This is a genomic window from Lignipirellula cremea, from assembly GCF_056501455.1.
In genome coordinates this window covers 2,047,924-2,073,694 of record NZ_CM151415.1, presented here as the reverse complement: position 1 = coordinate 2,073,694, position 25,771 = coordinate 2,047,924, and the positions used below count along the sequence as shown (strand labels likewise).

Below are 25,771 nucleotides of genomic sequence, written 5' to 3'. Positions count from 1 at the left end.
CAGAGCGTTCAGGGCCGCTCCGGCGCGGAACCATGGGCCTCGCGAAAGCGACGCATCCGTCTGACTTTCGTTAGGTCCGTCAGGAGATCCAGATGAGTCTGAATTACAAAGCGAAGCGGACAGGGCTCAAGGGCTTCTTCCTGTTCCATTCGGAGAAGGTTCTCCTCGTCCTGGCGTTCGTCGCGCTCGCGGCGTTTTTCGCCCTCGGGTACGGAGGGGAATCGTTCGATTCCTCCAGGACGCCCGATTCGCTGAAAACGCAGGTCGAGCAGGTCAAGGTGAAGCTCCAGCAGGACACCTGGCCGAACGTCGCGGAGTCCCCTGACCGCGTCGCGCCCACCAACCATGCCCGTCGCGCGAAGGTCGCTCGCAATCCGCTCAGCGAGCAGCTCTACCAGAGCCCCGTACTCGACACGCCGATCTTCAAGGAACTGGTGAAGCGGACCGACCCGGACATCTACCCGCCCGAGCAGATCGAAGTGGCGGTCAGCATCGGCGCCGTCGCGCAGCGCACCCCTCGCGGCGGAAAAGTCGTCGACACGCTCGAGGATGCCGTCGATCCGGAGATCGAGGCGCCGAAGCAGCCGAAGTCGCGCACGCCCCGCGGCGCCGCGGGAAGCCCCTACGGTCCCGGCGGCGAAATGGGAATGGGAATGGAAGGCGCGCCCTACGGTTCGGGTTCGCCCTATGGAACCGATCCGAACAAGCCGACGGTCAAGCAGCTCACGCCCTACCTGCAGCAGAAGTTTCAGAAGGACTACTACACGATCTCGGCGAAAGCCAACCTGAAGGGCGCTTACGTCGTCGCCGTGAAGGCGGTCGTCCCCCTGAAGCGGCAGAACGACGAGTTCGAGCGGACCTTCAAGGACGCCACCGGCTTCGACCCGATGCGTGATCGACCGGAAGTCGTCTGGTTCGAAGCGGAGCGCGCGGAAGTCGCCCCTGGGATGACCGAGGACCAGCTCAAGTGGACGCTGATCTCCGATACGGACAAGGCGCTCGAGCAGGCACGCATGGCCGCTTCGCAGCCGCAAGAACCGGCGGATCCGCGATACTTGCTCCCGGGCATGACCACCTTTCCTATCCCTCCGATGGTGATGGTGAAGCTGAAGGACCTGGGCCTTCACTCGCTGATTCCGGCACGCAAGACGCTTGCCTCCGCACGGGCCGAACGCAACGCGAAGCGCGGCCCGAACGGCGAAGCGGTCGAGGGCGAGGAGACCGGAAAAGAAGACGAAGCGCCCGCTCGCGGACCCCGAAGTCTGCCTCGTGGACCGGGCATGGGCGGACCGGGCATGGGCGGAGCCGGCGCCATGTACGGAGGGGGCTCGCCCTACGGCGAAAGCTCTCCCTACGGCGATTCGTCGATGTACGAAGATCCCTCGATGATGGGCGGCTCGCCTTACGGCGACCCGTCGATGATGGGCGGCGAAATGTACGGCGAATCGGGCGGCGACATGTACGGCAGTTCGCCGTACGGGTCGACCGGCAGCGGCTACGGTAACCCGATGGCCGGGGTCGATTACAAGCTCGTCCGCTTCTTCGACTTCGACGCTCAGCCCGGAAAGACCTATCGCTATCGCGTGCGGCTCTTCTACCGCGATCCGAACAACCTGTTCGCGATGCGTTCCGGCGCCGGGACGGCTGCGGCCGGGGCTGCGGGCGCCGGGTACGGAGCCGTCAGCGGCGAATCGTCGGGATACGAAGGCTCGTCGTCGTACGCCAGTTCGGGCTACGGTTCCGGCATGGGCGGCACGGGCGGCCCGCTGAAGGAATACATGCTCACGCCTGAAGTTCTGACCCGACTGAACAGCGTTCCGGAAGCGGACGGGGGCGCCGAGGAAGTCTATTACCGGACCACCGAATGGAGCCTTCCCAGCGAAGACGTCGTCGTGCCGTTCGCGCCGGAGAAGCGCTTCGCGGGCGCAGGCGAAGCGGCCCGACGTTTCCCGCTTCCGGGCGGGGGCGACTTCCCGATCGCGCTTTCAGAGCCGCAAGCCAAGATCGCGGTCTCGCGATGGGATAACGCCAGGGCGGTCGACGTTCCGACGGAAATCGACGCCCGTCGCGGGACGGTGCTCAACAAGGTCGGCGACGTCGACGTTCTCCACCCGCTGCTACTCGCCGGCGCCGGAATGGGCGGGATGGCCATGGGCGGGGGCGGCAGCCCCTATGGTGAGGTCGCCGGCGGCGGAGCGGAGATCGATCCGTACGCCAATCCGATCGACCCTTATTCGCAGGCGGGCATGGCGGCGGCAGGTCCGATGACGCCGATCCGGCGCCTGGAAGGATACAACTTTCGGACGGACTCGCTCGTGCTCGACATCCGCGGCGGCGAGAAGCTGCCCGGCGGCGATCCTCGCAACCCGTTGAACTCGCCGACCCTGGCGCTGATCGTCGACCGGTTCGGCAACCTGGAGTTCTCCTCCGAAGTCGAGGACGCCGAGGGCTACCGCGACACCCTCTTCATCGACCCTACGCCGGAGAAGAAGGCCGCCGCGATGCTGAAAGCCCAGCAGGACGCTGCGGCACGGGCGAACGATATGCAGTCGCAGCCGATGGGCCCCTAAACCCGATCGGTCGAGCGACGCGAAACGACGGGAGGTTACCGCCTCCCGTTTTTTTGTGCGCCGATGCAGCTTACCGGCGAATCGAACGCGAGTTTTTCTCAGCGGGGGATATGAATCCCCCCAGTTCCGAACGCTGGAACGAAGCCGACGCCCTCGGGGGACTCACGTCCCCCGCTCAGAGAAGCGACATGGGGCTCCCAGCTCAGGAACCGAAGATCCGGGCGAAGGCGCGGATCGTGGCGGCGCGACCGATGCGACCGATCGAGGTCGTCAGCGGAATGTGCTTCGGGCAGACGGCGACGCAGTTCTGTGCGTTGCCGCAGTCCTGAATGCCGCCCGGCTGCATCATGACGTCGATTCGCTCGTTCTTCATCATCGCGCCGGTCGGATGGCTGTTGTGCAGTTCCGTCTGGGCGATCGCGTGGGGGCCGACGAAGGCGACGTCGTACGTCTCGTTCTTGCGCCGCTCGAAGTCGGCGTCCGATTCGCCGGGCTCGCGCGTCAGTTCGATCTTCGCGTACTGCGGACAGGCGTCCAGGCAGCACCCGCAGCTCATGCATTCCGAGATCGGGTACATTCGCTCCTGTTGCTCGCGACCGATCTTCGGCCCGGCGCCCATCTCGTAATAACCTTCGACCGGGACCCAGGCCTTGATCTTGGTCAGCGCTCGGAAGAGCCGCGACCGATCGACGACCAGGTCCCGCACGACGGGAAACTTCTCCATCGGGCGGAGTTCGATCTCGCCCGGCTTCTCGGCCAGCAACCTGGCCACGTTCGCAGAGCAGGATTGCCGCACGCGATCGTTGATGACCATCGTGCAGGCGCCGCAGACCTCTTCCAGGCAGTTGCAGTCCCACGCGACGGGCGTCGTGCCCGACCCTTCGCTGGTGACGGGCTGGGCAGCGATCTGCTGCAGCACGCTGATGACGTTCATGCCCGGTTCGTACGCGAGCTGGAACCGTTCCCATCGTTCGGGCTGGCCCGGCGCATCCTGTCGCAGGACGCGGACGTAGAACATCTCGCCCGCGGGAACTTCCGGCGGAGCGTGGTCGTTATTCGGAGCGATCATCGGTTGGGTCGCTTGCTGATGACGTTCGGGCGAGCCGAGGGCGTGAGCCCTCCGTGTTTTCGAATCTTGCGTCGCTGCGACACGGAGCGCTGATGCCCTCCGCTCGCCTGATTTCTTCTTCGTCAGTCGCCCGCCGCGGCTGTCGCCAGCGGCCGATTCTTCTGAGCGCCGTGGACCGGGTCGAAGTCAGGGATCGCCGGCTCGCCGCTGGCTTTGCGCTGGGTCTGCCGTTCCTTCCAGACTTCCTCGATCGCCTCGGCGCCGACGAGACCGTACAGCCGCGGACGGGGCGGAATCAGCGAGACGTCGACCGGTTCGTAGCTGATCTCGACGCGATCGCCCTTGCAGGTCGCGATCGAGCTCTTGACCCACTTGCGGACGTTCTCTTCGAACTGGTCGCACCAGGCCTCCGCCTCGCGGCGCTTGCCGGCGGGATCGGTGGCCGCGATGCCGGGCATTTCGAACTTCGGCTTGTAGTGAGCTCCGCGGCACTCGTCGCGAAGCTGGGCGCCCTTCAGGATGGCGAGCGCCAGCGGGAACATGTCCTGCAGCGCGCGCGTGAACACGACGTTCTGGTTGGTCCAGCGGCCGGTGTCGGACAGGGAACATCGCTTCGCACGCTCGGCCAGCTCGGTGACCGTTTCGATCGCGCCCTGCAGTTGCTCGTTATCCCGAACGACGGTCGCCGTTTTCGTCATCACGTCGCCGAGCTCCTGGTGGAGCAGGTAGGGGTTCTCGCCGCCCCCGGGCTGCGTCAGCAGATCGTCGAAGCGCTTCGAGGCGTCTGCCTCGGCCTTGGCGTAGAAGGCCTTGCGGCTCTCTTCGCCTGCCGACGCTCCCTTGCGACCGCTCAAGTAGTTCACGATTCCCGGCGCGACGAACAGACCGGAGAAGATGCACGACAGCAGGCTGTTCGCCCCCAGGCGGTTGGCGCCGTGGTACTGGTAGTCGCACTCGCCGATCGCGTAGAGACCCGGAATGGTCGTCTGCTGGTTCCGCGGCGATCCGGGGGTCAGGCCCCCTTCCGCGTTCTTCTGATAGTCGACCCACAGTCCGCCCATCGAGTAATGGACGGCAGGGAAAATCTTCATCGGGTTCGCGCGGGGATCGACGCCCTGGAACTTCTCATAGATCTCCAGGATGCCCCCCAGCTTGCGGTTCAGTTCGTCGCGGGGGATGTGCGTCAGGTCCAGATAGACCGACTGACGATCCGCATCGACGGAGAGCCCCTCGTTCACGCAGATGTCGAAGATCTGCCGCGTGGCGATGTCGCGGGGAACGAGGTTCCCGTACTTGGGAAAGCGCTCTTCCAGGAAGTAATAGCGCTCTGCCTCCGGGATCTGCTTCGGGGGTCGGGCATCGTGCGGCGTACGCGGCACCCAGACGCGGCCCCCTTCGCCGCGGGCCGATTCGCTCATCAGGCGGAGCTTGTCCGAGCCCGGGATGGCGGTCGGATGGACCTGAATGAATTCGGCGTTCCCGAACTTCGCGCCGGCCTGGAAGCAGCGGCTGGCCGCGCTGCCGTTGCAGGCCATCGACATGGTCGAGCGCCCGTAGATCAGGCCCGGTCCGCCCGACGCGACGATGACGGCGTCCGCCGGAAAGGCCCGGACCGTCATCGAGACCAGGTCCTGCCCCATGGCGCCGACGCAGCGACCGTCGTCGTCGAGGATGGGACCCAGGAAGTCCCAGAATTCGTACTTCGTCACCTTGCCGTCGGCGGTGCAGCGGCGGACCTGTTCGTCGAGGGCGTAGAGGAGTTGCTGCCCCGTCGTCGCGCCGGCGAAGGCCGTTCGCTTGAAGAGCGTTCCGCCGAAGCGCCGGCGATCGAGGAAGCCCTCGGTCGTGCGATTGAAGGTGACGCCCAGGCGATCCATCAGGTCGATGACCTTCGGCGCCCAGTAGGACATCTCCTTGATCGGCGGCTGATGGTTCAGGAAGTCTCCGCCGTAAGCCGTGTCGTCGAAGTGGAGCCACTCCGAATCGCCGAGCTGCCGCGTCTGATCGCTGACGCTGTTGATGCCTCCCTGGGCGCAGACGCTGTGCGAGCGTTTGACCGGGGTCAGGCTCATCAGGTCGACGGCGACGCCCAGTTCGGCCAGCTTCATCGCCGCGGCGAGGCCTGCCAGTCCCCCGCCGACAATCATCACGCGTCGTTCAGCCATCGCGATTTTCGATTCCGTTGGGACTCGGCGCTATTCCGAGGCGATTCTTGCTTCTCAGTTTACCGACGCTGTGACGTACGGATTCACTCTGCCATCCGCATCCCGGCGTTCGTTTCGTTTCGCGCGTCGGCCTCGCTGGCCGAGGCGGGATCGACGACCGGATCGGGCTGCGTCCGTTTCTCCGGACTCTCCGGCGCGGACAGGTCTTCCAGCCGCGATTCGTACATGGCGTCCTCGACCTTCTTCGCCTTCTCGACGTCGAGCGTCATGAAACCGAACAGCGCCGAGAGGCCGACCGCGGCGAGGAGCAGTCCGCCGATCAGGCAGACCCAGTTCGCCTTTCGCTGCGCCGCAGGCGTCGTCCAGACTCCCCACGTGATTCCCATCGTCCAGATGCCGTTGAACAGATGGAAGACCGTCGCGAGGACGCCGATCGCGTAAAACGCCGGAATCGCGGGGTTCCCCTGCAGCGACAGCGCGGCGGTCGAGCCGGCGTTGTAAGGCTTGAACGTGGCGCCGCCGAGCGGTCCGCTGACGTAGTCATGCCACAGCTCGCTATGAAACCAGCCGTGCATGTGAAACACATGGGCGAAAATGAAGAAGAAGGCGAGGATGCCCGTCACCCGCTGCAGGACGTAGCGCCAGTTATTGACGTACGTGTATCGCGTCGCGTTCGGACGTCCCTGAAAAGCGAGCCAGACCCCCAGGATCGCGTGGAACAGCAGGGGGATGAAGATGAACGTCCACTCCACGATCCACAGGGCCGGGCCCAGGCTGTGGATCGTGTAGACCTGTCCCTGGAAGGCCGCGACGCTGTTGAGGATCAGCGAGTTCGTGACCAGGTGGACGATCACGTAGACGCCGACCGGAACGAGGCCCGCCAGCGAATGGAGGCGCCGGATCAGGAAGTCATGCCGGACGAAGAACGAGGGCTGAGCCACGCGTGAAAATCCTGTTCGAGCGCGGCGAAGCGAACGTCGCCGTCTCGCGAGGGGAGCGAACGAGCCGCGAGCGGTCGTAGAGCGAGACCCGCCGCCTGGGGGGCTGATCCTTCTGGAAAACCGAAGGGAGAGGCGGGCAGATCACGAGCGCGCCGTCGCGAAGCGGCGCGATCAGGCAGAGTCGCCTTGGCGCCTCGTCAAGTATACGCGGTCTTCGACGGCCCTCAACGGGACGCACCCGGGGGCATTGCAGCACGCGTCTGACTGGGAAGGCCATCGACGCGGCGCCGCCGGCTGCTGCGCATTTTCCTCTTTCAGCACGGATCGGCGATCGGTTATCAAAACCAATGCGCAGGGCCGAGATACAATAGAAGCGTTCAGGCGCTGGATTTGCATCCGAAGAACTCGCGTGCCGAAATCGCGTTCAACCCTGCCGATTCGACAGGGAATCGCGATTGGGCAGTCTTCGACGCGATGATTTCCTGCTGCCCGCGGACTTCCGCTACCAATTGACCTTCGGAGGTGCGACGCCGGGAACGGTCGTCGTCGCTTCGAGAACGAGTTCATGCTTCCCCATCCTTCGCCGTCGCTGTTGATCACCGACGACGACCGCTCCTTCCGAGAATCTCTCGGGGAAGCGTTCGCCGACCGGGGGTTCCGCACGCTGTATGCAGCAGACGGCGAGGAAGCGCTGGAGATCGTCAGGTCCCAGCCGATTCACGTCGCGCTGTTCGACATGCACATGCCCCGGCTGACGGGGCTGGAAACGCTGCATCGTCTCCGCACGCTGGAGATCGCGCCGTTTCCCTGCATCCTGATGACCGCGGCATTGACCGACCTGATCGCCCATCAGGCCCGCGAGGAACAGGCGTTCGCCGCCCTGTCGAAGCCGTTCGGCTTCCGCGTGATGTTCGATCTGGTGCTCGAGGCCATGCGGCGACAGTACGGTTGGGAACTGGACGAGCGGAACTGAGCGCTCGCTTCATCTGGCGGCGAGAATGTTCGCCGAGCGTTTCGGTGCAGAAGGGTGGGTCGGCGTCTGTCAGAACCAGACGCGGACGCCGCTGACCAGGCCGGTCAGGCCGACGTCGTCGAGTCGGTAGTGGTCGAGACCGGCGAAGACCTCCATGCCGCGCCACTCGACGCCGCCGGTCGCGCGGAAATGAACGAGCCACGCTTCTCCCAGCGTCCCCAGGTCGAGATCGGCTGACAGCACGAACGGCCGCACTGGGTAGAAGTCGCCGCCGTAGGTGAAGTTGACGCCGAGGTCGGTCCCGCCCGGATCGGCCAGCCAGTTGATGCCCAGGCCGGTCCGCATCTGTCCCCAGTCGCACTGAGCGAAGCGGAACGTGGCGTTCGCGTCGCCGTTCCAAAACTCGTCCGACCGCGAGGCGCCGAGGCTTTCAGCGCGGTAGACGAACTCCGAGTCGAGGCCGAAGCGGTAGGCGTTCTGCAGGAGCAGTCGCCCGCCGACTCCCTGGACTCCCTGGAAGTCGTCGGCGTAGTCTGCGAGAAAGCGTCCGCCCCACGACTTGCTGCGGACGGGCGGATCGACGTCGCTAGCGATCTCTCCGCCGATGCGTCCGTCGAAGTACGGGTGCGGCACGAATACGTCGTTCCGGCCGCCGTCGTCGCTCATCGCCACCACCGGACCCCAGAACGGAGACGTCACGAGGAACAGGCACCCCGTTCCGATGAGCTCGTTGAAGGGGTTCGCGCAGTCGTCGTCGCAGTCGCAGCGGCTGTCGTCGTCGTTCGAAGAACGCGGGGGAGGCTGATCCTGGGAGTCATCTACTCGCGCGGCGTTTCTCATCTCGCCCAGCGTTCCGTCTTCGGCGATGACGCCTCTCTCACGCAGGCCCAGCGCGCAGGCGGCCGCCACCGCGATGGTCATCTTCGCGATCAGGGCGAGTCGCGACCGGTCAAGCATTTCGAGACTCCGCAACGGCGGGCGAGAGCCAACTTCCGGCGTGAGTACTGCGGGCACCTGGCGCAAGTCAAGTTCGAATGACGGGCTTCGCGGCTCCGGCGAGAGCGCACCTGTCGCGATTAGCGTGCGCGTTCGACGGATCGAAATTGGGAGGCCGACGCAAACGTCGCGGCCGCCTTGGGGAATGTGTCGCCGGAAGAATCTCCGGGATTCGGCGAAGATTTTCTGCCGCTCTCGACGGCCGATCGTGCCTTGTCGAAACGCGAACTGGGGCGGCTTGTTTCCCGTCAAGCCGCTATAAGCCGTAAGCGTCGGCTATGAAGCTGCCCGTCGCGGAAAAATTTCGCGACGAAGCAGGGCGAGGCCGTTTACAATTATTCCGCCTCGCTTCGCGTGTGCCTTCTCCCGCCCGCCTCCCTCCCGCCTTTTCATGCGCTGGCTGTTCCTGGAACCGGAGCGCCGATCCGACGTTGCCCGTCGCGAGCGGTACGTGCGCCTGATCGATCGCTGGTGGCGGGTCTTCGCGGACGAGTCGAAGTCGCTGATCGCGTCGATCGACGGCCCTGAGTCGCAGCTCTTCGCCGAGCGCCTGCAGGAACGGCTGGCCCAGATCGATTCGCGTCTCTGCTGGGAGATCGGCCCGGGCGCCGCCGGGAAGCCCCACCGTCTGGTGATCACGCCCGAGACGGACATGGAACTCCGTCCGCTGACACAGACGCTGCTGGAACGGGCGCCCGATCTTCCGGGATGGGAGTTTTACTCGCACCGGCTGGCCGAAAGCGTGGAGATGCTGCCCTATACGCTCGAGCATCGCGTGGGCCGCGTACCCCGCGACCTGAGGGCCTTCGTCGAGGTCGCGGGTCCCCGCAAGCTCTCGGTTCGCTTCGTCAGCGCCGATTTTTCGGAGACGGAGGACGAAGAACCGGCGGAGACCGACTGCGCGGCCGCCTTCGTCGCGGCCGAGACTCTGCTGGGCGAGGAATTCGTCGACCAGTGGATCGCCTTCGTCGGCGTCGAACCGGTTGATCCGACGGAATGCAGCGCCTTCGAAATCCTGTTCGGACGACCCATGCCGCAGGAAGGCCTGTCGCCGGACGAACTGCGCGAGGCCTGCTGGCAAGCGGCCCAGGCGCTGCGCGACAAGTCGCCTGACGAGCCCTTCTTCCGTCGCACGCCGTCGCTCGTCTGGAACGACGTCGACCTGCCGACGAACGGCCACGCCCTCGCGGCGTTCCTGTCCGAGGAGGATGCGGAACCGATCGAGGCGATCGATCTGCTCGCCGCGCGGACGCTCGACCTGGAACTCTGGAACGCCTTCCAGGAGCCGCTGTTCTTTTCTGCAAGCTGGTCGCGGGCGGGCGAGACGTTCTGCCGGCTGAAGCTTTCTCCTTGCGCTCTGACGCGGGAAATCGAACTCGACCGTGTCGGTCGAGAGCTTGATTCGGCGCTCAAAGCCGACTCGCTCGGCTGCGTCATCTCCGTCGGAGCTGGCGAACGCTTCGGCTATCTCGACGTCGCGTTGGTCAATCTTCCGGCGGCGACGCGGAAGATCCAGGCGTGGGGACGTCAGGCCGTCGCAGGCTCCTGCATCGGCGTCAGTTCCTGGTTGCTCTTTCACGACGCCTACCTCTCCGGCGAGTGGATCGGCCTCGCTGACGACACCCCCGCGCCCGAAGGGATGGAGTAGGATCGGCCTCCGCGCGAGGCGAGCTTTCGCTTCGGCTCCTGGCTGAAGGGAGAGTTCGCGAAATGCCGGAACCGAACGATTCAGCGTCGCAGTTGATCCTCGTCGGCGGACCGAACGGCGCGGGTAAGACGACGTTCGTGCGCCAGTTCCAGGCGCAACGCGACTTCACCTATCTCGGCGCCGACGAGATCGCCTACGAGCTTTCGCCGGACGATCCGTATGCCGTGCGGATGGAGGCGGGCCGGCTCTTCATCGAGCGGTTCTATGACTGCGTCGTGCGGCGCGAGTCGTTCATCGTGGAGTCGACGCTCTCCGGCCGCACGTTTCGACACGAGATTCAAGCAGCGAAAGCCGCAGGCTACCGGGTCGAAATAGTGTTCTGCTTTCTCGATTCGGCAGAATCTGCTGTAAGTCGAGTCGAAACGCGAATCGCAATGGGCGGTCACTTCGTTCCGCCTGCAGACATTCGCCGTCGTTACTCGAGAAGCCTGCGGAACTTCTGGGAACTGTATCGACCTTTGGCCGACGTGTTTCTACTTGTCTACAATGCACTGGAGACGCGGGTTCCAGTGGCGCAGGGTCAGCCTGAAAACTTCGTCACGCTCAACGATCATCTGCTTCGCCTCTTCCTTTCATCATTCGCCGAGGAGAGTTAAGTGCTCCACGATCCGCAGAAAGGGCAGGTTTCGCTCGAAGAGCTCGACGCGATCTCCGAGGCGGCGTTTCATGCGGCACGAGATGCCCATCGACGAAAGGGCGTGCCGCTGGTCTTCGTCCGCGATGGACGCAAGCTCTGGGAGCTTCCCGACGGCACGGTTACGGACGTGAATCCGTTCGCCAGGCAGGCGTCCTCCGACGCTTCTTCGGAGGCCGAAGGAACGGCCTGAGCGTGCGGCTCGCTCTGACTCCGCACGCGTCCAGGCGCCATCTTTCCGGGCCTTTCCCCTCTCGCTCGCCTCGCTAATCCTCCCGCCTGCGAAGATCGCGGCGTAAGTCATTTCCAAAGCGGCACTTGCGCCAGTCGTCGACGGCCGCTCCCCGATTGTCGAGGCCGCTGGAATCGGGTAGATTGAGCCAGTCGCTCATTCGGCCCTAAACGCTTGCCTCGTCGCGATTTTCGTTCGCGACTCGCTTCGCCCGTCGGCGAGGCGTCAGACCGCCGCTCCGGTCCCCGTTCGCGGGCGCCGTGCGCGCTGCGTCGGCTAAGTTCCAGGGGCGTCGGTTTCTCGGAAGGACCTGTTCGTTGTCTAACGATCTCCCCCCCGGTTCGGACGACATCGGCCTCCCGCTGGAGGACGAAGGCCGCGGCGAAGGCGCCGGTAACGGCCTGATCGAGCGTTCGATCGAGCAAGAGCTCAGGACGTCGTATCTCACCTACTCGATGAGCGTCATCGTCAGCCGGGCGCTGCCGGACGTTCGTGACGGACTCAAGCCGTCGCAGCGCCGCATCCTGGTCGCGATGAACGACCTGAATCTGCGCCCGGGCGCCGCCCGCGTGAAGTGCGCCAAGATCTCGGGCGACACCAGCGGCAACTACCACCCGCACGGCGAAAGCGTCATCTACCCGACGCTCGTCCGCATGGCCCAGGAATGGAACATGCGGCACATCCTGATCGACAAGCAGGGGAACTTCGGTTCGGTCACCGGCCTCCCCGCGGCGGCGATGCGATATACGGAAGCTCGCCTGTCGCCGATCGCCGCGCTGATGCTCGAAGATCTCGGCGAAGACACGGTCGACTTCGTCCCGAACTACGACGAACGCCGGACCGAGCCGACCGTCCTGCCGTCGAAATTCCCGAACCTCGTCGTCAACGGCGCGGGCGGCATCGCCGTCGGCATGGCGACCAGCATCCCGCCGCATAATCTGGGCGAGACGGTCGACGCCCTCGTCAAGCTGATCGACGATCCCGACGCCACGCTAGCAGAAATTCTGGAACTGCTTCCCGGTCCCGACTTCCCCACGGGCGGCACCATTTGCGGACGCGCCTCGATCGTTCAGGGCTATCTGACCGGTCGCTCCACGATCAGCGTTCGCGCGAAGGTCACTATCGAGGAGACGCCGCGGAAGCGACTGGTCGTCAACGAGCTCCCCTATCAGCAGACGATCGATCCGCTGCGCGACCGGATCGTGAAGCTGATCAACGACAAGAAGATCGAGGGGATCGTCGACATCACCAACCACGGCGACCTGAAAGAGCCGGTCCGCCTGGTGATCGACCTGAAACGGGACGCCGACCCGGAGGTCGTCCTCAACCAGCTTTACCAGTTCTCGCCGCTGCAGGACACGTTCTCGATCATCCTGCTCGCGCTCGTCGACGGCAAGCCGCGGGTGATGTCGATCATCGGGCTGCTGGAAGAGTTCCTGCGGCATCGCGTGACGGTCATCCGCCGGCGGACGCAGTATCGCCTGAACGAAGCCCGGCGCCGCAAGCACGTCATCGAGGGTCAGCTTCTCGCGCTCGCCGACATCGACGAGATCATCCGCATCATCCGCAGTTCGCGGACGCAGGCGGAGGCCAAGGTCCGCCTGATGGGCGTCGAGGTGCCGGCCTCCATGATGGAGCGGGCGCTCGGCGCCGAAGGCTTCGCCATTTTCCAGGACGAGCGCGGCGTCGCGGCGACCTATGGCCTGACCGCCGTACAGGCCGAAGCCATTCTTCGCATGACGCTGGGGCAGCTCGTCAACCTGGCCCAGGAACAGCTCGCCGGCGAGCATGCGGAGCTTCTGGCGAAGATCCGCGAACTGCTCCGGATCCTGTCGGACGACGACAACATCCGCGCGATCATTCGCGAGGACCTGCTGGAGATCAAACGCAAGCACGCCGATGCCCGCCGGACGGTCATCGACCACGAAGAGATCGGCGACTTCGATCTCGACGCGCTGATCCCCGAAGAGAGCATGGTGGTCACCATCTCTCATCGCGGGTACATCAAGCGCACGCCGTCGAACACCTACCAGGCACAGCGCCGCGGCGGCAAGGGAATCAAGGGCGCCAAGGTCGAAGAAGAGGATCCGGTCGAGCATCTCTTCGTCGCCAGCACGCACGCCTACCTGCTGATTTTCACCAACGTCGGCAAGGTCTACTGGCTCAAGGTGTACGAGGCTCCGCTCGGCAAGCGCGACGGCAAGGGGAAGTTCATCTCCAACGTGCTGTCGCTCGCCGAAGGGGAGAAGATCGCGAGCTGCCGCGCGGTTCGCGACTTCTCGGAGGCCGACCGCTTCCTGCTGATGCTCACGCGCGAAGGCCTGGTCAAGAAGACGGACCTCGCCCAGTACAGCCGGCCCAAGCGGGGCGGCATCATCGCGATCAAGCTCCGCGAAGGGGACGAACTGATCGACGTCGAAGTCGTTCGCAAGCACGAAGAGGTGCTGATCGAAACGGCGTCGGGACGCGCGATCCGATTCCGCGAAGGGGACGCTCGCGCGATGGGGCGCAACACCTCCGGCGTTCGCGGAATCAAGCTCAAGAAGAACGACTATGTCGTCGGCATGGTCATCACCGATCCTGACGCGACGCTGCTGACAGTCTGCGAACGGGGTTACGGCAAGCGAACCTACTTCGGTCCCAATGCTCCTGTACGTCCTTCGGACGATGCAGAAATCGGCGAGTACGAAACTAACGGCGAAGAGGGCGACGAGGCAGTCGCGGTCGACGAAGCGCCCGTCGACGCCGCGGCCGACAGCGCGGAGGAAGAAGGCGGCGAGGAAGGAAACAACTCCTCCAATCGCTATCGCACCCAGACCCGCGGCGGGATGGGGATCATCGACATCAAGACGACCGCGCGAAACGGCAAGGTCGTCGGCGTCTGCAAGGTCGACGATGACGACGAGGTGATCGTCATGACCGCGCAGGGCAAGATCCAGCGCCTTCGCGTCGCCGAGATCAGCGTCATCGGTCGCAACACCCAGGGCGTGCGGATCATGTCGCTCGACGAAGGCGATTCGATCGTCGGCGTCGTGTTCGTCCCTAGCGAAGAATCGCCCGAAATCAGCGAAGCCGCGGAGATTCTCGCCGGCCAGGGCGTCCCCCGACTGGAAGTCTCCGCGGAGGGCGATCCGTTCGACGAAGGATCCGAAGTCTCTCCCGACGCCGGCGACGGGGAAGCGACCGAGTGACGGTTCGCTACGCGAATCGGCGAGCGGGGGACGCAAGTCCCCCGAGGCCGTCGCTCGAAGCGGCGCCCGGATCCCGCATGCTACGGCCTCAATCGGTGAGCGACGACCTCCCCGAGTAGATCCGCTCTCCGCCTCGGGGGATTCGCATCCCCCGCTCGCCATCGTCTTTTTGGACCGCTTCCCGAGCCCGATCTTGAAAGCGTTCGTCACCGGTATCACGGGCTTCTCGGGCGGGCACCTGGCGGAGCGTCTGGCGGCGCAAGGCTGGTCGGTGGCCGGATCGTCGCTGCATGGAACGTGGCCCCGCGACTACGCACCCGACCGACCGGAACGCTTCCCCCTGTTTCGCTGGGACGTCAGCGAACCGGCGCCGAGCGACGTACGAAACGCTCTCGCCGTCGATCCTCCCGACGTCTTCTTTCATCTCGCCGGAATCAGCACGCCGTCGCTGTGCGGGCGGTACTCCCCTTCGCCGGAAGCGATCGCGGTGAACGCCGTCGGTCCCATCCGAGCGGCCGAGATCGTGCTGGCCGCGGCGCCGACGGCACGCTTCGTCTTCGTCAGCAGTTGCCTGGTCTACGGCGACTCGGCGGCCAACGGACGTCCCGTCTCCGAGCGATGCCCCGCTCGCCCGAATACGGCTTACGGTCGGACGAAGCTGGAGGCCGAAGAGCGCCTCGCCGAACTGGCATCGACGTCGGGTCTCGATCTGCGAATCGCGCGTTCGTTTCAACACGCCGGCCCCCGGCAGAAGCGTCCGCGAATCGTTCCCGACTGGGCAGCGCAGTTCGCGACGGAGGCTCCCGTCGTCGAGGTCTTCTCGCTCGACGCGGAACTCGACTTGTCCGATATCCGCGACGTGGTCCGCGCGTACGAACTTCTCGCGACGCATGACCGTCCTGCACGCATCGTCAACGTCGCCAGCGGCCGCCGGACGTCCGGACGGGAGTTGCTGGCCGCCTTTCAGCGTCTGTCGCCTCCGCCTCGCGAGATCCGCGAACTTCGGCCCGGCGTCAGCCGTCAGCCGATCGGCGAGGTGAGCCTGATCGCCGGCGAACTCGGCTGGTCGGCAGCGACTCCGCTCGAGATGACGCTTCGCGACGCGCTTGCCTGGGAGCGAAAGCGGCTTCTTTCATAGAAACGATCGCATGAGCGGATCGCGAACAGACGTTCTCGTCGTCGGGGCGGGGCCGGTCGGACTGACCGCCGCGGCGGCCATCGAGCGTCAGGGGTTAACCTGCCGTATCGTCGACAAGGCGTCCGCGCCGAGCGACAAGTCGAAGGCTCTCGTCGTCTGGAGTCGTACGCTCGAACTGCTGGACGATCTCGGACTCGCGACAACCTTCGTCGATGCCGGCATGCAGGCGACCGGCGTCAGCGTCTATGGCGACGGCAAGCGTCTGGTCCACCTGTCGATCGCCGGCGTCGAGAGCCCCTTCGGCTATCCGCTGATGCTGCCGCAGAACGAAACCGAACGACTGCTGTCCGAATACCTGGCCCAGAAGGGCATCCAGGTCGAGCGGAGCGTCGAATTGCTGGCGTTCAAACAGGCTCCGAACGGCGTCGCCTGCTCGCTGCGCCATCCCGACGGAACCCTGGAGACGGTCGAAGCCGGCTGGCTCGTCGGATGCGACGGAGCGCACAGCACGGTGCGGCACGCGCTCGGAATGGAGTTCGCCGGAAGCGCCGACCCCAACGACTGGCTGCTGGCCGACGTGCGTCTGGAGGGGCCGCTCGCGCGGGACGAGGTCAGCGTCTTCTGGCACGAGAAGGGCGCCTTGGTCTTCTTTCCGATCGATCCGCACAGTCGATTCCGGGTGATCGCCGACTTGGGCATGACCAGGAGCGTGGACCGTCCGCCCGACCCGACGCTGGCCGAGGTCCAGGCAAAGGTGGACGAACGAGGTCCGGGCGGCATCTCGCTGCATGATCCGATCTGGCTCGCTGGCTTCCGCATCAACGAACGCAAGGTCGCGAACTATCGCGAAGGCAGAGTCTTCCTCGCGGGCGATGCGGCCCACATCCATAGCCCGGCTGGAGGCCAGGGCATGAACACGGGCATGCAGGACGCGTTCAACCTGGCGTGGAAGCTGGCCCTCGTGCAGCGAGGGCAGGGTCGTCACGAAATCCTGCTCGACAGCTATACGCACGAACGAAGCGAAGTCGGGGATCAGGTTCTGCACGCTGCCGCCGCGATGACGACCGTCGCGACGCTGCGAAACCCGGTCGCCCAGTTCTTCCGCAATCACGTCGCCAGTCTCGCGACGTCGTTCGATTTCGTGCAGGACCGGATCAAGAACGCGATCACCGAACTGTCGATCGCCTATCGCGACAGTCCGCTGTCGAAGTCCGACGCTCCGTGGATGGCGAGCGGAATCCGATCCGGCGATCGATTCCCCGACGCCGCGATCGCCTGCGCGCGAACCGGCGGAGCGACGACCCTGTTAAAGACGCTTCGCGGCGACCGATTCGCGTTGTTCCTGATACCAGGCGCGGCGGAGCGAGAGACTCTTTCGGCCTTGATCGAACCGTTTCGCGAGGCGGTACGACCGTTTCCGGAAGTCATCGCGATACACGTACTTCTGGCCGGAGACGGTCCGTGGGACGGGGCAACGCCGGAGAGTTCCGGAGCGTCGATCTGGCAGGAAGTCGACCATCGGCTCGGTCGAGAGCTCGGTTTCTCGGGCGACCGAACGCTATTGCTGGTCCGGCCTGACGGTTACGTCGCCTACCGCGGTCACCCGGCGACAGTCGAAGGCCTGGTCCGGTATCTGGATAGCGTTCTGATCCGGTAGACGCAGCCGAAGCGGCTCGCCTTTGTCGGGAAAGGCTTGTTCCCGCGCTCGCGAGCCCGTCGAAGCGGCTCCTGTCTTAGGGCGAACGGCTCTCGCCTGCCCGGATCGGTCCGAGCACAGCGTTCCTCGGAGGCGCTTTAGGGAGTTCGTAGCGTGCGATTCGACGGCCGTAGCGATCGAATGCTGGCGTGCGAGGCGAATTACCCCCGAATTTCTATGCTTAAAGAGCTTCGACTTTCGTAGAATCCCCTGTCTTCGCCTCCCCTGAAAAGACCAGCGGTTTAAAGAGTTCGACCTTGTCTGAAACGCAACTTTCCGCGGCTGCCGTCGCGTCCGACGATCACGCCGAGCACGCTTCGCACCCTGAAAGCGTGTCGCTGAGCGTACGTCTGACGACGCTCGCCGTGATCATCATCCCCCTGGTCGTCGCGGCGTCCGCCCCCTTCTTCGTGTGGGGATGGGGTTTCGGCTGGGCCGATCTGGCCCTGCTGCTGTTCATGTACGTCGTGACGGCGGGCGGTATCACGGTCGGGTTTCACCGACTGTTCGTCCATCGCTCGTTCGAGACGTACGGATGGGTGAAGTTCCTGTTCGCCGTCGCGGGTTCGATGGCCGTGCAGGGGCCGCTGTTTCAGTGGGCGGGCCAGCACCGGATCCACCACCAGCACAGCGACAAGCCCGAAGATCCCCACACGCCCCATCACCACGGCGGCGGAGCGTGGGGCGTGCTGAAGGGTTTCTGGTACTCGCACATGGGCTGGTTCTTCCGCATGGATCCGCCCGATCTCTATCGCTACATCAAGGACCTCCGCGCCAGCAGAACGCTCTGCACGGCGAGCGTTCTGTTCCCCCTGTGGGCCGTGCTGGGCTTCGTCCTGCCCGCCGCCTTCGGGGGGATCGTCACGCAGAGCTGGACCGGCGCGTTGACCGGTCTGATCTGGGGCGGCCTGGTTCGCGTGTTTCTCGTCCACCATGTGACCTGGAGCGTGAACTCCATCTGCCATCTGTGGGGCGAGCAGCCCTTCAAGAGCGGCGACGAAAGCCGCAACAACGTCCTCGTCGGCATCCTCGCGCTGGGCGAAGGCTGGCACAACACGCACCACGCCTTCCCGACGTCGGCCCGCCATGGCCTGAGGTGGTGGGAGATCGACGCCAGCTACTGGTTCATCAAGACGCTCGAAGTTTTCGGGCTCGCCTGGAACCTGAAGCTGCCGACCGCCGAAGCCGTGGCGAAGAAGCGCAATACGGCGTAGGACCGGTCAGAGTCGACTGACTGCAAACCCCGCCTCCTTCGAAGAGGCGGGCATGGCACGCGAACGTCGTCCGGCTGCGCGGCGGATCCTACTCGGCGCTGCGGGCGACCATCGCGTCGGCGATCTGATAGGCGGTCTCCGCCATTCTCCGCTGGAGCGCCAGTCCGGTCGCGGGCTCGTTCGACGACGCGCAGAGACCCGCCAGCGCCTGTCCGGCGAAGTAATCCCGCAGGCTCATCCGGAACGGGACTTCCAGGGACTGACGATTCGCCGCCGCTGGATCCGAGGCGTGCGCAGCCGGTTCGTCGTTCATCGCGATTCCGTTCGAAGAGCGGTCGGCGACGAAGAAGCGGATTCGATGCGCCGAATCGCGTCTCCTCCTGCCTGACGGGCGTCGATTGTACCGTTCGCTGCCTATTCCAGAATTTCTCGTTTCGGATTTGGTCCGGCCCTACGCGGACAGGAACGTTACGATGGCGTCTTCACCACGCCCGTCGTCACCGAGCAGGTCGCTTTGCTAATTCATGTCGGATGCGAGATCGATTTCGAGTTCCCGGAGCCGACCGCGCTGCTGCTGATGCTGAATCTGCATCCGCTGCGCGATCCGACCGTCCGCAAGGCGGAGGCGCTCACGATCGATCCGCCTACGCCGGTGCAGCAGTACTTCGATAACTACGGCAATCGCTGCGGCAGGGCGGTCGTGCCTGCCGGCCGCGTGCGATTCCGCAACGACGCGATCGTCGACGACTGCGGCTTGCCTGATCTGCAGGTTCCGTCGGCGCCGCAAATCAACGTGCAGGATCTGCCGCAGGAGACGCTGCAGTTTCTGCTGGCCAGTCGCTACTGCGAGGTCGACAGCGAACTGAAGGATATCGGCTGGTCGCTCTTCTCGCAGACGACTCCCGGCTGGGCTCGCGTGCAGGCGGTCTGCGACTTCGTCCATCGCCATATTCGCTTCGACTACCAGCAGGCGCGGGCTAACCGTTCGGCGCTGGAGGTTTATCGCGAGCGAGTCGGCGTCTGCCGGGATTACATGCATCTGGCGATCACGTTCTGCCGGTGCCTGAACGTTCCCGCCCGCTACTGCACGGGCTACCTCGGCGATATCGGCGTGCCCCGGGCGGCGGATCCGATGGACTTCAGCGCCTGGTTCGAAGCCTACCTCGGCGGCCAGTGGTACGCGTTCGATGCGCGGAACAACACGCCTCGCATCGGGCGGGTGCTGATGGCCCGCGGGCGCGACGCGGCGGACGTCGCGCTCACGACCACGTTCGGCGTCAATCGTCTGCAATCGTTCAAGGTCTGGACCGACGACGTCACCGCGCCGACGGCGAGTCCGCTGCGCTGATCGGGCGGCTGAGATCGGGCGCCGCTTCGCGACGAAGCGAGTCGCGACGGGGGTTATGCTGTAGCTCTGCCGTCCTCTTCGGCCGCTCGCGTTCCTATGTCGGGGCCACTCAATGAGCGCCGTTCAGAAACTGTTCCAGGCCGTGCTGCCGAAGAGTTGGAGCGACTCGATGGAAGCCGAGTCGCGACGCTGGATGATGCGGTGTCCCTGCGGACGCGAGGTTTCCGTCTGGGATTCCGGCGGGATTCGCTGGAAAGCTGCCGGAAAGCCCTATCGCTACCTTCCGTGTCCCAAGTGCGGCTGGACCTGGCACGAAACGTACTACAAGCCCGACGCGAAGCCTGCGGGGGTCGAGGAGTGAGGTCGCTTCGCTCGGGTCGAAACTGACATGGCGTTTCGAGAGCCCTCTGTCCTGATGGCTTGGACAGTCGCGGGGGTCATATCGGCAGTGATCGCCGGCGCTGGATACTGGCTGATCGCTTCCTTGCTCGCTATCGCCGCAACGACGTTCGCGATCGTCGCCAGCCGCCTTTAACGGCCCGCGCGTCTAAGGCTCCCGACGGATGTCGTCAGCGCCTTGTCCGCCGACGATCGCGCAGGATCGTTCATCGCGTTCCAGGCTTACGCCGTCGAAATGGCATCGCCCTGCGAGTCCGTCTGCGGAATCGGCTGCTGGCCGGCGGGGTTGGCCCAGACGGACTTCGACAGCAGGTTCGCCGAGCCCATCAGCGTCGCGAAGGGGACGTCCGCGGCATCGTGGCCGGCGGCGATGCGGACCAGCCCGCCGACAGGCGCCAGCCGGGTCGCGTCGAACAGGTACCACCGTTCGCCCAGGTAGGCCTCGAAGAAGCCGTGAAAGTCCGGCGGCTGCAGGTCGATCGCGTACCCGCTGACGTACCGGGCCGGGATGCTGAGTCCGCGGCAGAGCGCGATGGACAGGTGGGCGAAGTCCCGACAGACGCCCTGCCGGGCGAGCAGGACGTCCGACGCGGAGGTCGTGCCGTCCGTCGACCCGGAGACGTACGCCAGATGGTTGAAGGTCCAGTCGCAGATCGCTTTCACGCGAGCGTATCCCTGCGGCAGGGAACCGAACTCGCTCATCGCGAAGTTCGCCAGTTCGTCCGATTCGCAGTAGCGGCTCGGATTCAGAAACGGCAGCACGTCGGGCGGTAGATCGCGATAGGGCTGCTCGCCCAGCGAATCGGCCGAATCGACGTCCCCTGCCATCTGTACGAGGGCCTCGTAGTGCAGCGTGAACGGGCCGGGTTCCACCCGCACGCGATGGACGCGATTCTGCATCAGGCCGATCTCGAACGCCTGTGCATCGACGTTCGGCGTGAAGGTCAGGTTCTCCTGCACCACGCTCTGGCGACTCGTCTGGGCGACGCTCACGTCGAACAGAAACGTGGTCGGTGCAGTCACTTCGTACTGGAGGTCGCACCCGACGGCAATTTCTCTCACGAATCGAACCCTTTCTCGAACTGCGAGAAATCGAGTAACCGGTCGAACCGTTCGAAGGGAAAGTCCGCCAGGGCCGTCACCAGCGCTTGCCGCCACCACGCGCTGATCTGCCCCAGGTCCTGTTCCTCGAACCGACGCTGATTGAAGCGTCGACTCATAGCTTCGCAGACGAGCAGGTCGATCGGATAGCCCACGTCCGTGACGCTCGCCTTGGTCGCGTCGAACGCCAAAAACGCCAGGGCCACCGCCTGACGCAGGGGCGTGTCGACCGTCAGCAGCCGATCGAGGATCGGCTTGGCGTAATGCGTGCGTCCGATGATGAAATAGGGGCTGTCGTCGGTCGACTCGATCCAGTTCCCCTCCGGATAGATGTAATACATCCGGGGCTTGGCATCGCCCGACATCTGTCCGCCGAGTATGGCGTGGAGGTTGAACGTGAAATTGCTCGCCGCGAGCGACGGACCGTCCTCGTCCCGGACTCGCCGTAGCTGGGCGCCGAAGCGGTTGGCGAGTTCGTACAGGAAGATCGGCGGCGAATCGAGTTCCGCCAACTCGCGATCGAGATACGTGACGGCCTTGTCCCGTACCGACCGCAGGCCGGAGGTCATGAGCCACCATTGCCCGTCGTCGGTGACGCTCGAGGAGAGTTTGCCCCTCGTGAGATGCTCTTCGCCCTTGACGATTTTCGTATCCGCGAGCGCGAGCAGTCCGTCCCGAACCAGGATTCCCGTACAGAACGTCATCGTCGTCTCATTCAGAAATAGGCGGCAGCGTCGCGACGGCGCGCGATCGATCCGTCGCGCTCGAAGCGATCCGGAAGCCGCCGCAGGCCATTCGTTTCACGTCGACGTCGGGCGCCGGAAGGACGAAACCGTCGACGTAGCGGACGTTATCGTAAAGGGTTGGCGAAGCGAACCTGCCGGCCGTAGATCCCAGGGAGCGAATTTCTCTGCTACTGCCTGACGAGGACCCGGCCTCGGGCGACCAGACGCGAAGGCTGCTCGGCCCTGGAACGGCGGATGTCGACCTTCGGCAGCGTGCAGCTCTGCTGGATTTGCCTGCCGGAAGGGAGCCGCACGCGCGAGGGGCTGGAACGTGGCGTCCGGCGCCGAATCGATCGTATCTTTCGCGAAATGCTCGAGGACGGGTCACCGAGAGGATAGCGTTGACAGCAGATGGTTCCCGGTGGAATACCCTCGATGCCCTCGCGTCCGGGCGAATCGGCGAAGCCGGCGCTTAGGAATCTCTGGACGGGCGAATACAATTTCCGTCCGGCCACGACCTTTCGTCCCTTCGCGTTCCCGCCGACCCGATGAAGCAGTTCGAAGCCCCCGGGATGGGATACGCGGTCGCCGTCGGCGCGTCGTTGCTGGCCCTGCTCGTACGATTCGCGATGTCGCCCGTATTGGGGGACGTCGCGCCGCTGATGCTGCTCACTCCCGCGGTGATCGCGGCCGCCTGGGTCGGCGGGTTTCGCCCGGGCATGCTCGCCACGGCGATCTGTGTCGTCATCGGCGCCTACTTCTTCCTGACGCCGGAACGGTCGCTCCTGATCAACCATCCGGGCGACTGGGCGCGGATCGTCCTGTTCGTCGCCGAGGGCCTGCTCTTCTCCTGGCTGTTCGAACGTATCCGGCGAAAGCGTCGCTGGCTCGAAACGGAGGTCGCCGAACGCCGCCGCTCGGAGGAGGAACTCAAGGCCCAGAAGGAACTGCTTCAGACGACGCTGACCAGCGTCGGCGACGGGATGATCGCCACGGACGCCGAAGGCAACGTGACGTTCCTCAACCCTGTCGCCGAAAAGCTCACCGGATGGTCCGACGGCGACGCCCGGGGCGTGCCGCTCACGACGGTCTTCAATATCGTCAACGAACAGACCGGCGCCGTCGTGGAAAACCCCGCGATCCGGGCGCTCCGCGAAGGAACGATCGTCGGCCTGGCGAACCACACGCTGCTGATCTCGAAAGACGGCTCCGTCCGCCCGATCGACGACAGCGCCGCCCCGATCCGGAACGGCGAGGGAGCGCCTCGCGGAGCGGTCCTGGTCTTCCGCGACGTGACGGAACAAAAGCAGGCGAGGGAGGAACTGCGTCGCAGCGAGGAGCGCCTGCGCGCGATCGTTCAGGCCACGCCTGAATGCGTGAAGGTCGTCAGCGCCGACGGAAGCCTGCTCCTGATGAACGACGCCGGGCTGCGAATGATCGAGGCCGACGATTTCGAAGCCGTATCGGGCGCCTGCGTCTACGACGTCATCTCGCCGGAACATCGCCAGGCCTGGACGGACTTCAACGCACGCATTTGCGCCGGCGCCTCCGAGCGCTTCGAGTTCGACGTCATCGGGCTCAAAGGCAGTCGCCGGCATATGGAGACGCACGCCGTGCCTGTGCATATGCCCGACGGCACGACCGCCCATCTCGCCGTCACGCGGGACATGACGGAGAAAAAGCGCTCCGAAGCCCGTCTGCGCGAGAGCGAAGAGCGATATCGTCTGATCGGCGAAGCGTCGCACGACGCCATCTGGGACTGGAATCTCCGCACGAACGAGGTCGTCTGGAATCCCGGCGTCTGCAAGCTATTCGGTTATTCGGAGGACCAGGTCGGCCCCGCCGGAGACTGGTGGCTCGAGCGAATTCATCCGGACGATCGCGACCGCATCTCGCATGACATTCATGCCGTCATCGACGGAACGGCTAACTCGGATAACTGGGCGAGCGAGTATCGCTTTCGGCACGCCGAGGGGGGATACGTCGCCGTGTTCGATCGAGGGCACGTGGTTCGGGACGCCGCCGGCAAGGCCTCCCGCATGGTGGGCGCCATGCTCGACCTGACAGAGCGCAACGAGGCGGCGGCCAAACTTCGCGACGCGGAAGAGCGTTTCGACTTCGTGCGGCGTTCGAGCGGCGTCGGCTTCTGGTACTGCGATCTTCCGTTCGACGTCCTGGAATGGGACGAGACGACCAAGTCGCACTTTCACCTCGCAGCGGATGCCCGGGTCACGATCGAAACGTTCTACGAACGCATTCATCCCGAAGACCGTGAGATGACCCGCGCGGCGATCGAGCGGAGCATAGCCGGCCGAACGCCGTACGACATCGACTATCGCACGGTCCACGCCGAGAGCGGCGCCGAGTTCTGGATCCGCGCGATCGGTCGCACGTTCTACGCGGCTGATGGATCGCCTCGGCGCTTCGACGGCGTGACCGTCGACGTGACCGAGAGCAAGCGGACGCAGAACGAACTGCGCAAGATCGCGGCCGATCTGTCCGAGGCCGATCGTCGCAAGAACGAATTCCTGGCGACGCTCGCGCATGAGCTGCGAAATCCGCTCGCCCCCATCCGGTCGGGGCTCGAACTGCTGAAACTCCTCAAGGACGACCCGGCGGAGGTCGACGAACTCCGCGACGTGATGGAGCGCCAGACGCTTCAGATGGTCCGGCTGATCGACGACCTGCTCGAAATTTCGCGCATCACGCAGGGAAAGCTCGAACTCCGCCGGTCGCGCGTCGGGCTCGCGGACGTCGTGCGAAGCGCGGTCGAATCGATCCAGCCGCTCGTCGAAGAGGCGGGGCACCGGCTGTCGATTTCGCTCCCGCCGGACCCGATCTTCGTGAACGCCGACCCGGCGAGGCTGGCACAGGTCGTGTCGAACTTGCTGAACAACGCCGTGAAGTTCACGCCCGACGGCGGGCGCATCGAACTCGCTCTCGATTCGCCTCGTCCGACGAACGGCCGCGCGAAGTTCGTGTCGCTGACCGTCCGCGACGACGGCATCGGCATCCCGGAAGAGATGCGCGAGCGAATCTTCGAGATGTTCGCGCAGCTCGATGGCGCGCTCGAACGGGGCTCCAAGGGGCTCGGTATCGGACTGACCCTCGTCAAGAAACTCGTCGAGATGCACGACGGCTCGATCGACGTCCGAAGCGCGGGCGTCGGGCGCGGAACGGAATTCGTCATTACGCTTCCGGTCGCCTCGGACGCTCCGGCGGAACCGGCGGGGGGGCAAGCGTCCGAAGGCGCGAGCGACTCGGCGGCGAAGCTGCGGGTACTCGTCGTCGACGACAACCGCGCGGCCGCGGACATGCTGGGGATGCTCATTCGCCGGCTCGGCGACGAAGTTCGCGTCGCGTACGACGGCGTTGAAGCGATCGAAGCGGCAGCGGAGTTCCGTCCCCGTCTCGTATTGATGGATCTCGGCATGCCGCGAATGAACGGCTACGAAGCTGCCCAGCACATCCGCTCGCAGCCCTGGGGCGAATCGATGGCGCTCGCCGCTCTCACCGGCTGGGGCCAGGACGAAGACCGCCGCCGGACCGCCGAAGCCGGGTTCGACTATCATTTGGTCAAACCCGCCGAACCGACGGAGATCCGGACGCTCCTGGCCCAGGTGAAGCAGAGCGCCGGCTGACTCCCAGAGGAACGGAGGGCGTCAACTCTC

At 65.1% G+C, this 25,771-nt stretch carries 19 protein-coding genes; 12 read left to right on the top strand and 7 right to left on the bottom strand.

Annotated features, from left to right (window positions below; all coding sequences use genetic code 11):
* Positions 1-92 precede the first annotated feature (92 nt).
* Positions 93-2,570 carry a hypothetical protein gene (locus SH602x_RS08025; protein WP_479476292.1) on the top strand — a complete coding sequence of 826 codons (2,478 nt, stop codon included), beginning with the start codon at positions 93-95 and terminating at the stop codon, positions 2,568-2,570.
* Positions 2,571-2,772: 202 nt separating this feature from the next.
* Here SH602x_RS08025 and sdhB read toward each other — a convergent pair whose 3' ends face one another.
* From sdhB to SH602x_RS08010, 3 genes are all read right to left on the bottom strand, one after another.
* Positions 2,773-3,639, bottom strand: coding sequence for a succinate dehydrogenase iron-sulfur subunit (gene sdhB / locus SH602x_RS08020; RefSeq protein WP_479476291.1), 867 nt, complete (start codon positions 3,637-3,639; stop codon positions 2,773-2,775).
* Positions 3,640-3,761: 122 nt separating this feature from the next.
* On the bottom strand, positions 3,762-5,804 hold the full coding sequence (gene sdhA / locus SH602x_RS08015) for a succinate dehydrogenase flavoprotein subunit (protein WP_479476290.1): 2,043 nt from the start codon (positions 5,802-5,804) through the stop codon (positions 3,762-3,764).
* 83 nt (positions 5,805-5,887) lie between these two features.
* Entirely contained in the window at positions 5,888-6,745 is an 858-nt protein-coding gene (locus tag SH602x_RS08010) for a succinate dehydrogenase cytochrome b558 subunit (protein WP_479476289.1), read from the bottom strand.
* Positions 6,746-7,310: 565 nt separating this feature from the next.
* On the opposite strand from SH602x_RS08010, the gene SH602x_RS08005 reads away from it, so the two are divergent.
* On the top strand, positions 7,311-7,718 hold the full coding sequence (locus SH602x_RS08005; protein ID WP_479476288.1) for a response regulator: 408 nt from the start codon (positions 7,311-7,313) through the stop codon (positions 7,716-7,718).
* Between the two features lie 69 nt (positions 7,719-7,787).
* On the opposite strand, the gene SH602x_RS08000 is transcribed toward SH602x_RS08005, so the two are convergent.
* On the bottom strand, positions 7,788-8,675 hold the full coding sequence (locus SH602x_RS08000) for a hypothetical protein (protein WP_479476287.1): 888 nt from the start codon (positions 8,673-8,675) through the stop codon (positions 7,788-7,790).
* 430 nt (positions 8,676-9,105) lie between these two features.
* Here SH602x_RS08000 and SH602x_RS07995 point away from each other — a divergent pair, with 430 nt between their 5' ends.
* The 7 genes from SH602x_RS07995 (at position 9,106) to SH602x_RS07965 (ending at position 18,527) form a co-directional block, all read left to right on the top strand.
* Positions 9,106-10,362: a hypothetical protein gene (locus SH602x_RS07995; protein WP_479476286.1), complete on the top strand. Its 1,257-nt coding sequence runs from the start codon at positions 9,106-9,108 to the stop codon at positions 10,360-10,362.
* Positions 10,363-10,424: 62 nt separating this feature from the next.
* Positions 10,425-11,018, top strand: coding sequence for an ATPase (locus SH602x_RS07990; RefSeq protein ID WP_479476285.1), 594 nt, complete (start codon positions 10,425-10,427; stop codon positions 11,016-11,018).
* Positions 11,019-11,249 (top strand): hypothetical protein, encoded by a 231-nt coding sequence (locus SH602x_RS07985; RefSeq protein WP_479476284.1) that lies wholly within the window; start codon positions 11,019-11,021, stop codon positions 11,247-11,249. It abuts the gene before it with no gap.
* Between the two features lie 356 nt (positions 11,250-11,605).
* Positions 11,606-14,479, top strand: coding sequence for a DNA gyrase subunit A (gene gyrA, locus SH602x_RS07980; RefSeq protein ID WP_479476283.1), 2,874 nt, complete (start codon positions 11,606-11,608; stop codon positions 14,477-14,479).
* A gap of 193 nt (positions 14,480-14,672) precedes the next feature.
* Positions 14,673-15,617: an NAD-dependent epimerase/dehydratase family protein gene (locus SH602x_RS07975; protein ID WP_479476282.1), complete on the top strand. Its 945-nt coding sequence runs from the start codon at positions 14,673-14,675 to the stop codon at positions 15,615-15,617.
* A gap of 10 nt (positions 15,618-15,627) precedes the next feature.
* Complete coding sequence (locus SH602x_RS07970) at positions 15,628-17,274, top strand: FAD-dependent monooxygenase (protein WP_479476281.1); 1,647 nt, start codon at positions 15,628-15,630, stop codon at positions 17,272-17,274.
* Positions 17,275-17,570: 296 nt separating this feature from the next.
* Positions 17,571-18,527, top strand: a complete 957-nt coding sequence (locus SH602x_RS07965; RefSeq protein ID WP_479476280.1) for an acyl-CoA desaturase — start codon at positions 17,571-17,573, stop codon at positions 18,525-18,527.
* A gap of 88 nt (positions 18,528-18,615) precedes the next feature.
* On the opposite strand, the gene SH602x_RS07960 is transcribed toward SH602x_RS07965, so the two are convergent.
* Positions 18,616-18,840, bottom strand: coding sequence for a hypothetical protein (locus SH602x_RS07960; protein WP_479476279.1), 225 nt, complete (start codon positions 18,838-18,840; stop codon positions 18,616-18,618).
* Between the two features lie 201 nt (positions 18,841-19,041).
* Here SH602x_RS07960 and SH602x_RS07955 point away from each other — a divergent pair, with 201 nt between their 5' ends.
* Both SH602x_RS07955 and SH602x_RS07950 read left to right on the top strand, forming a co-directional pair.
* Positions 19,042-19,875, top strand: coding sequence for a transglutaminase-like domain-containing protein (locus tag SH602x_RS07955; protein WP_479476278.1), 834 nt, complete (start codon positions 19,042-19,044; stop codon positions 19,873-19,875).
* 112 nt (positions 19,876-19,987) lie between these two features.
* Complete coding sequence (locus SH602x_RS07950; protein WP_479476277.1) at positions 19,988-20,236, top strand: hypothetical protein; 249 nt, start codon at positions 19,988-19,990, stop codon at positions 20,234-20,236.
* 260 nt (positions 20,237-20,496) lie between these two features.
* Here the strand turns inward: SH602x_RS07950 and SH602x_RS07945 are convergent, their stop codons facing one another.
* Positions 20,497-21,336, bottom strand: coding sequence for a transglutaminase-like domain-containing protein (locus SH602x_RS07945; protein WP_479476276.1), 840 nt, complete (start codon positions 21,334-21,336; stop codon positions 20,497-20,499).
* Positions 21,333-22,079, bottom strand: a complete 747-nt coding sequence (locus SH602x_RS07940) for a proteasome-type protease (protein ID WP_479476275.1) — start codon at positions 22,077-22,079, stop codon at positions 21,333-21,335. The genes SH602x_RS07945 and SH602x_RS07940 overlap by 4 nt, the downstream gene beginning before the upstream one ends.
* 569 nt (positions 22,080-22,648) lie before the next feature.
* Between SH602x_RS07940 and SH602x_RS07935 the strand changes: the two genes are divergently transcribed.
* Positions 22,649-25,741 (top strand): hybrid sensor histidine kinase/response regulator, encoded by a 3,093-nt coding sequence (locus tag SH602x_RS07935; RefSeq protein WP_479476274.1) that lies wholly within the window; start codon positions 22,649-22,651, stop codon positions 25,739-25,741.
* Positions 25,742-25,771 lie beyond the last annotated feature (30 nt).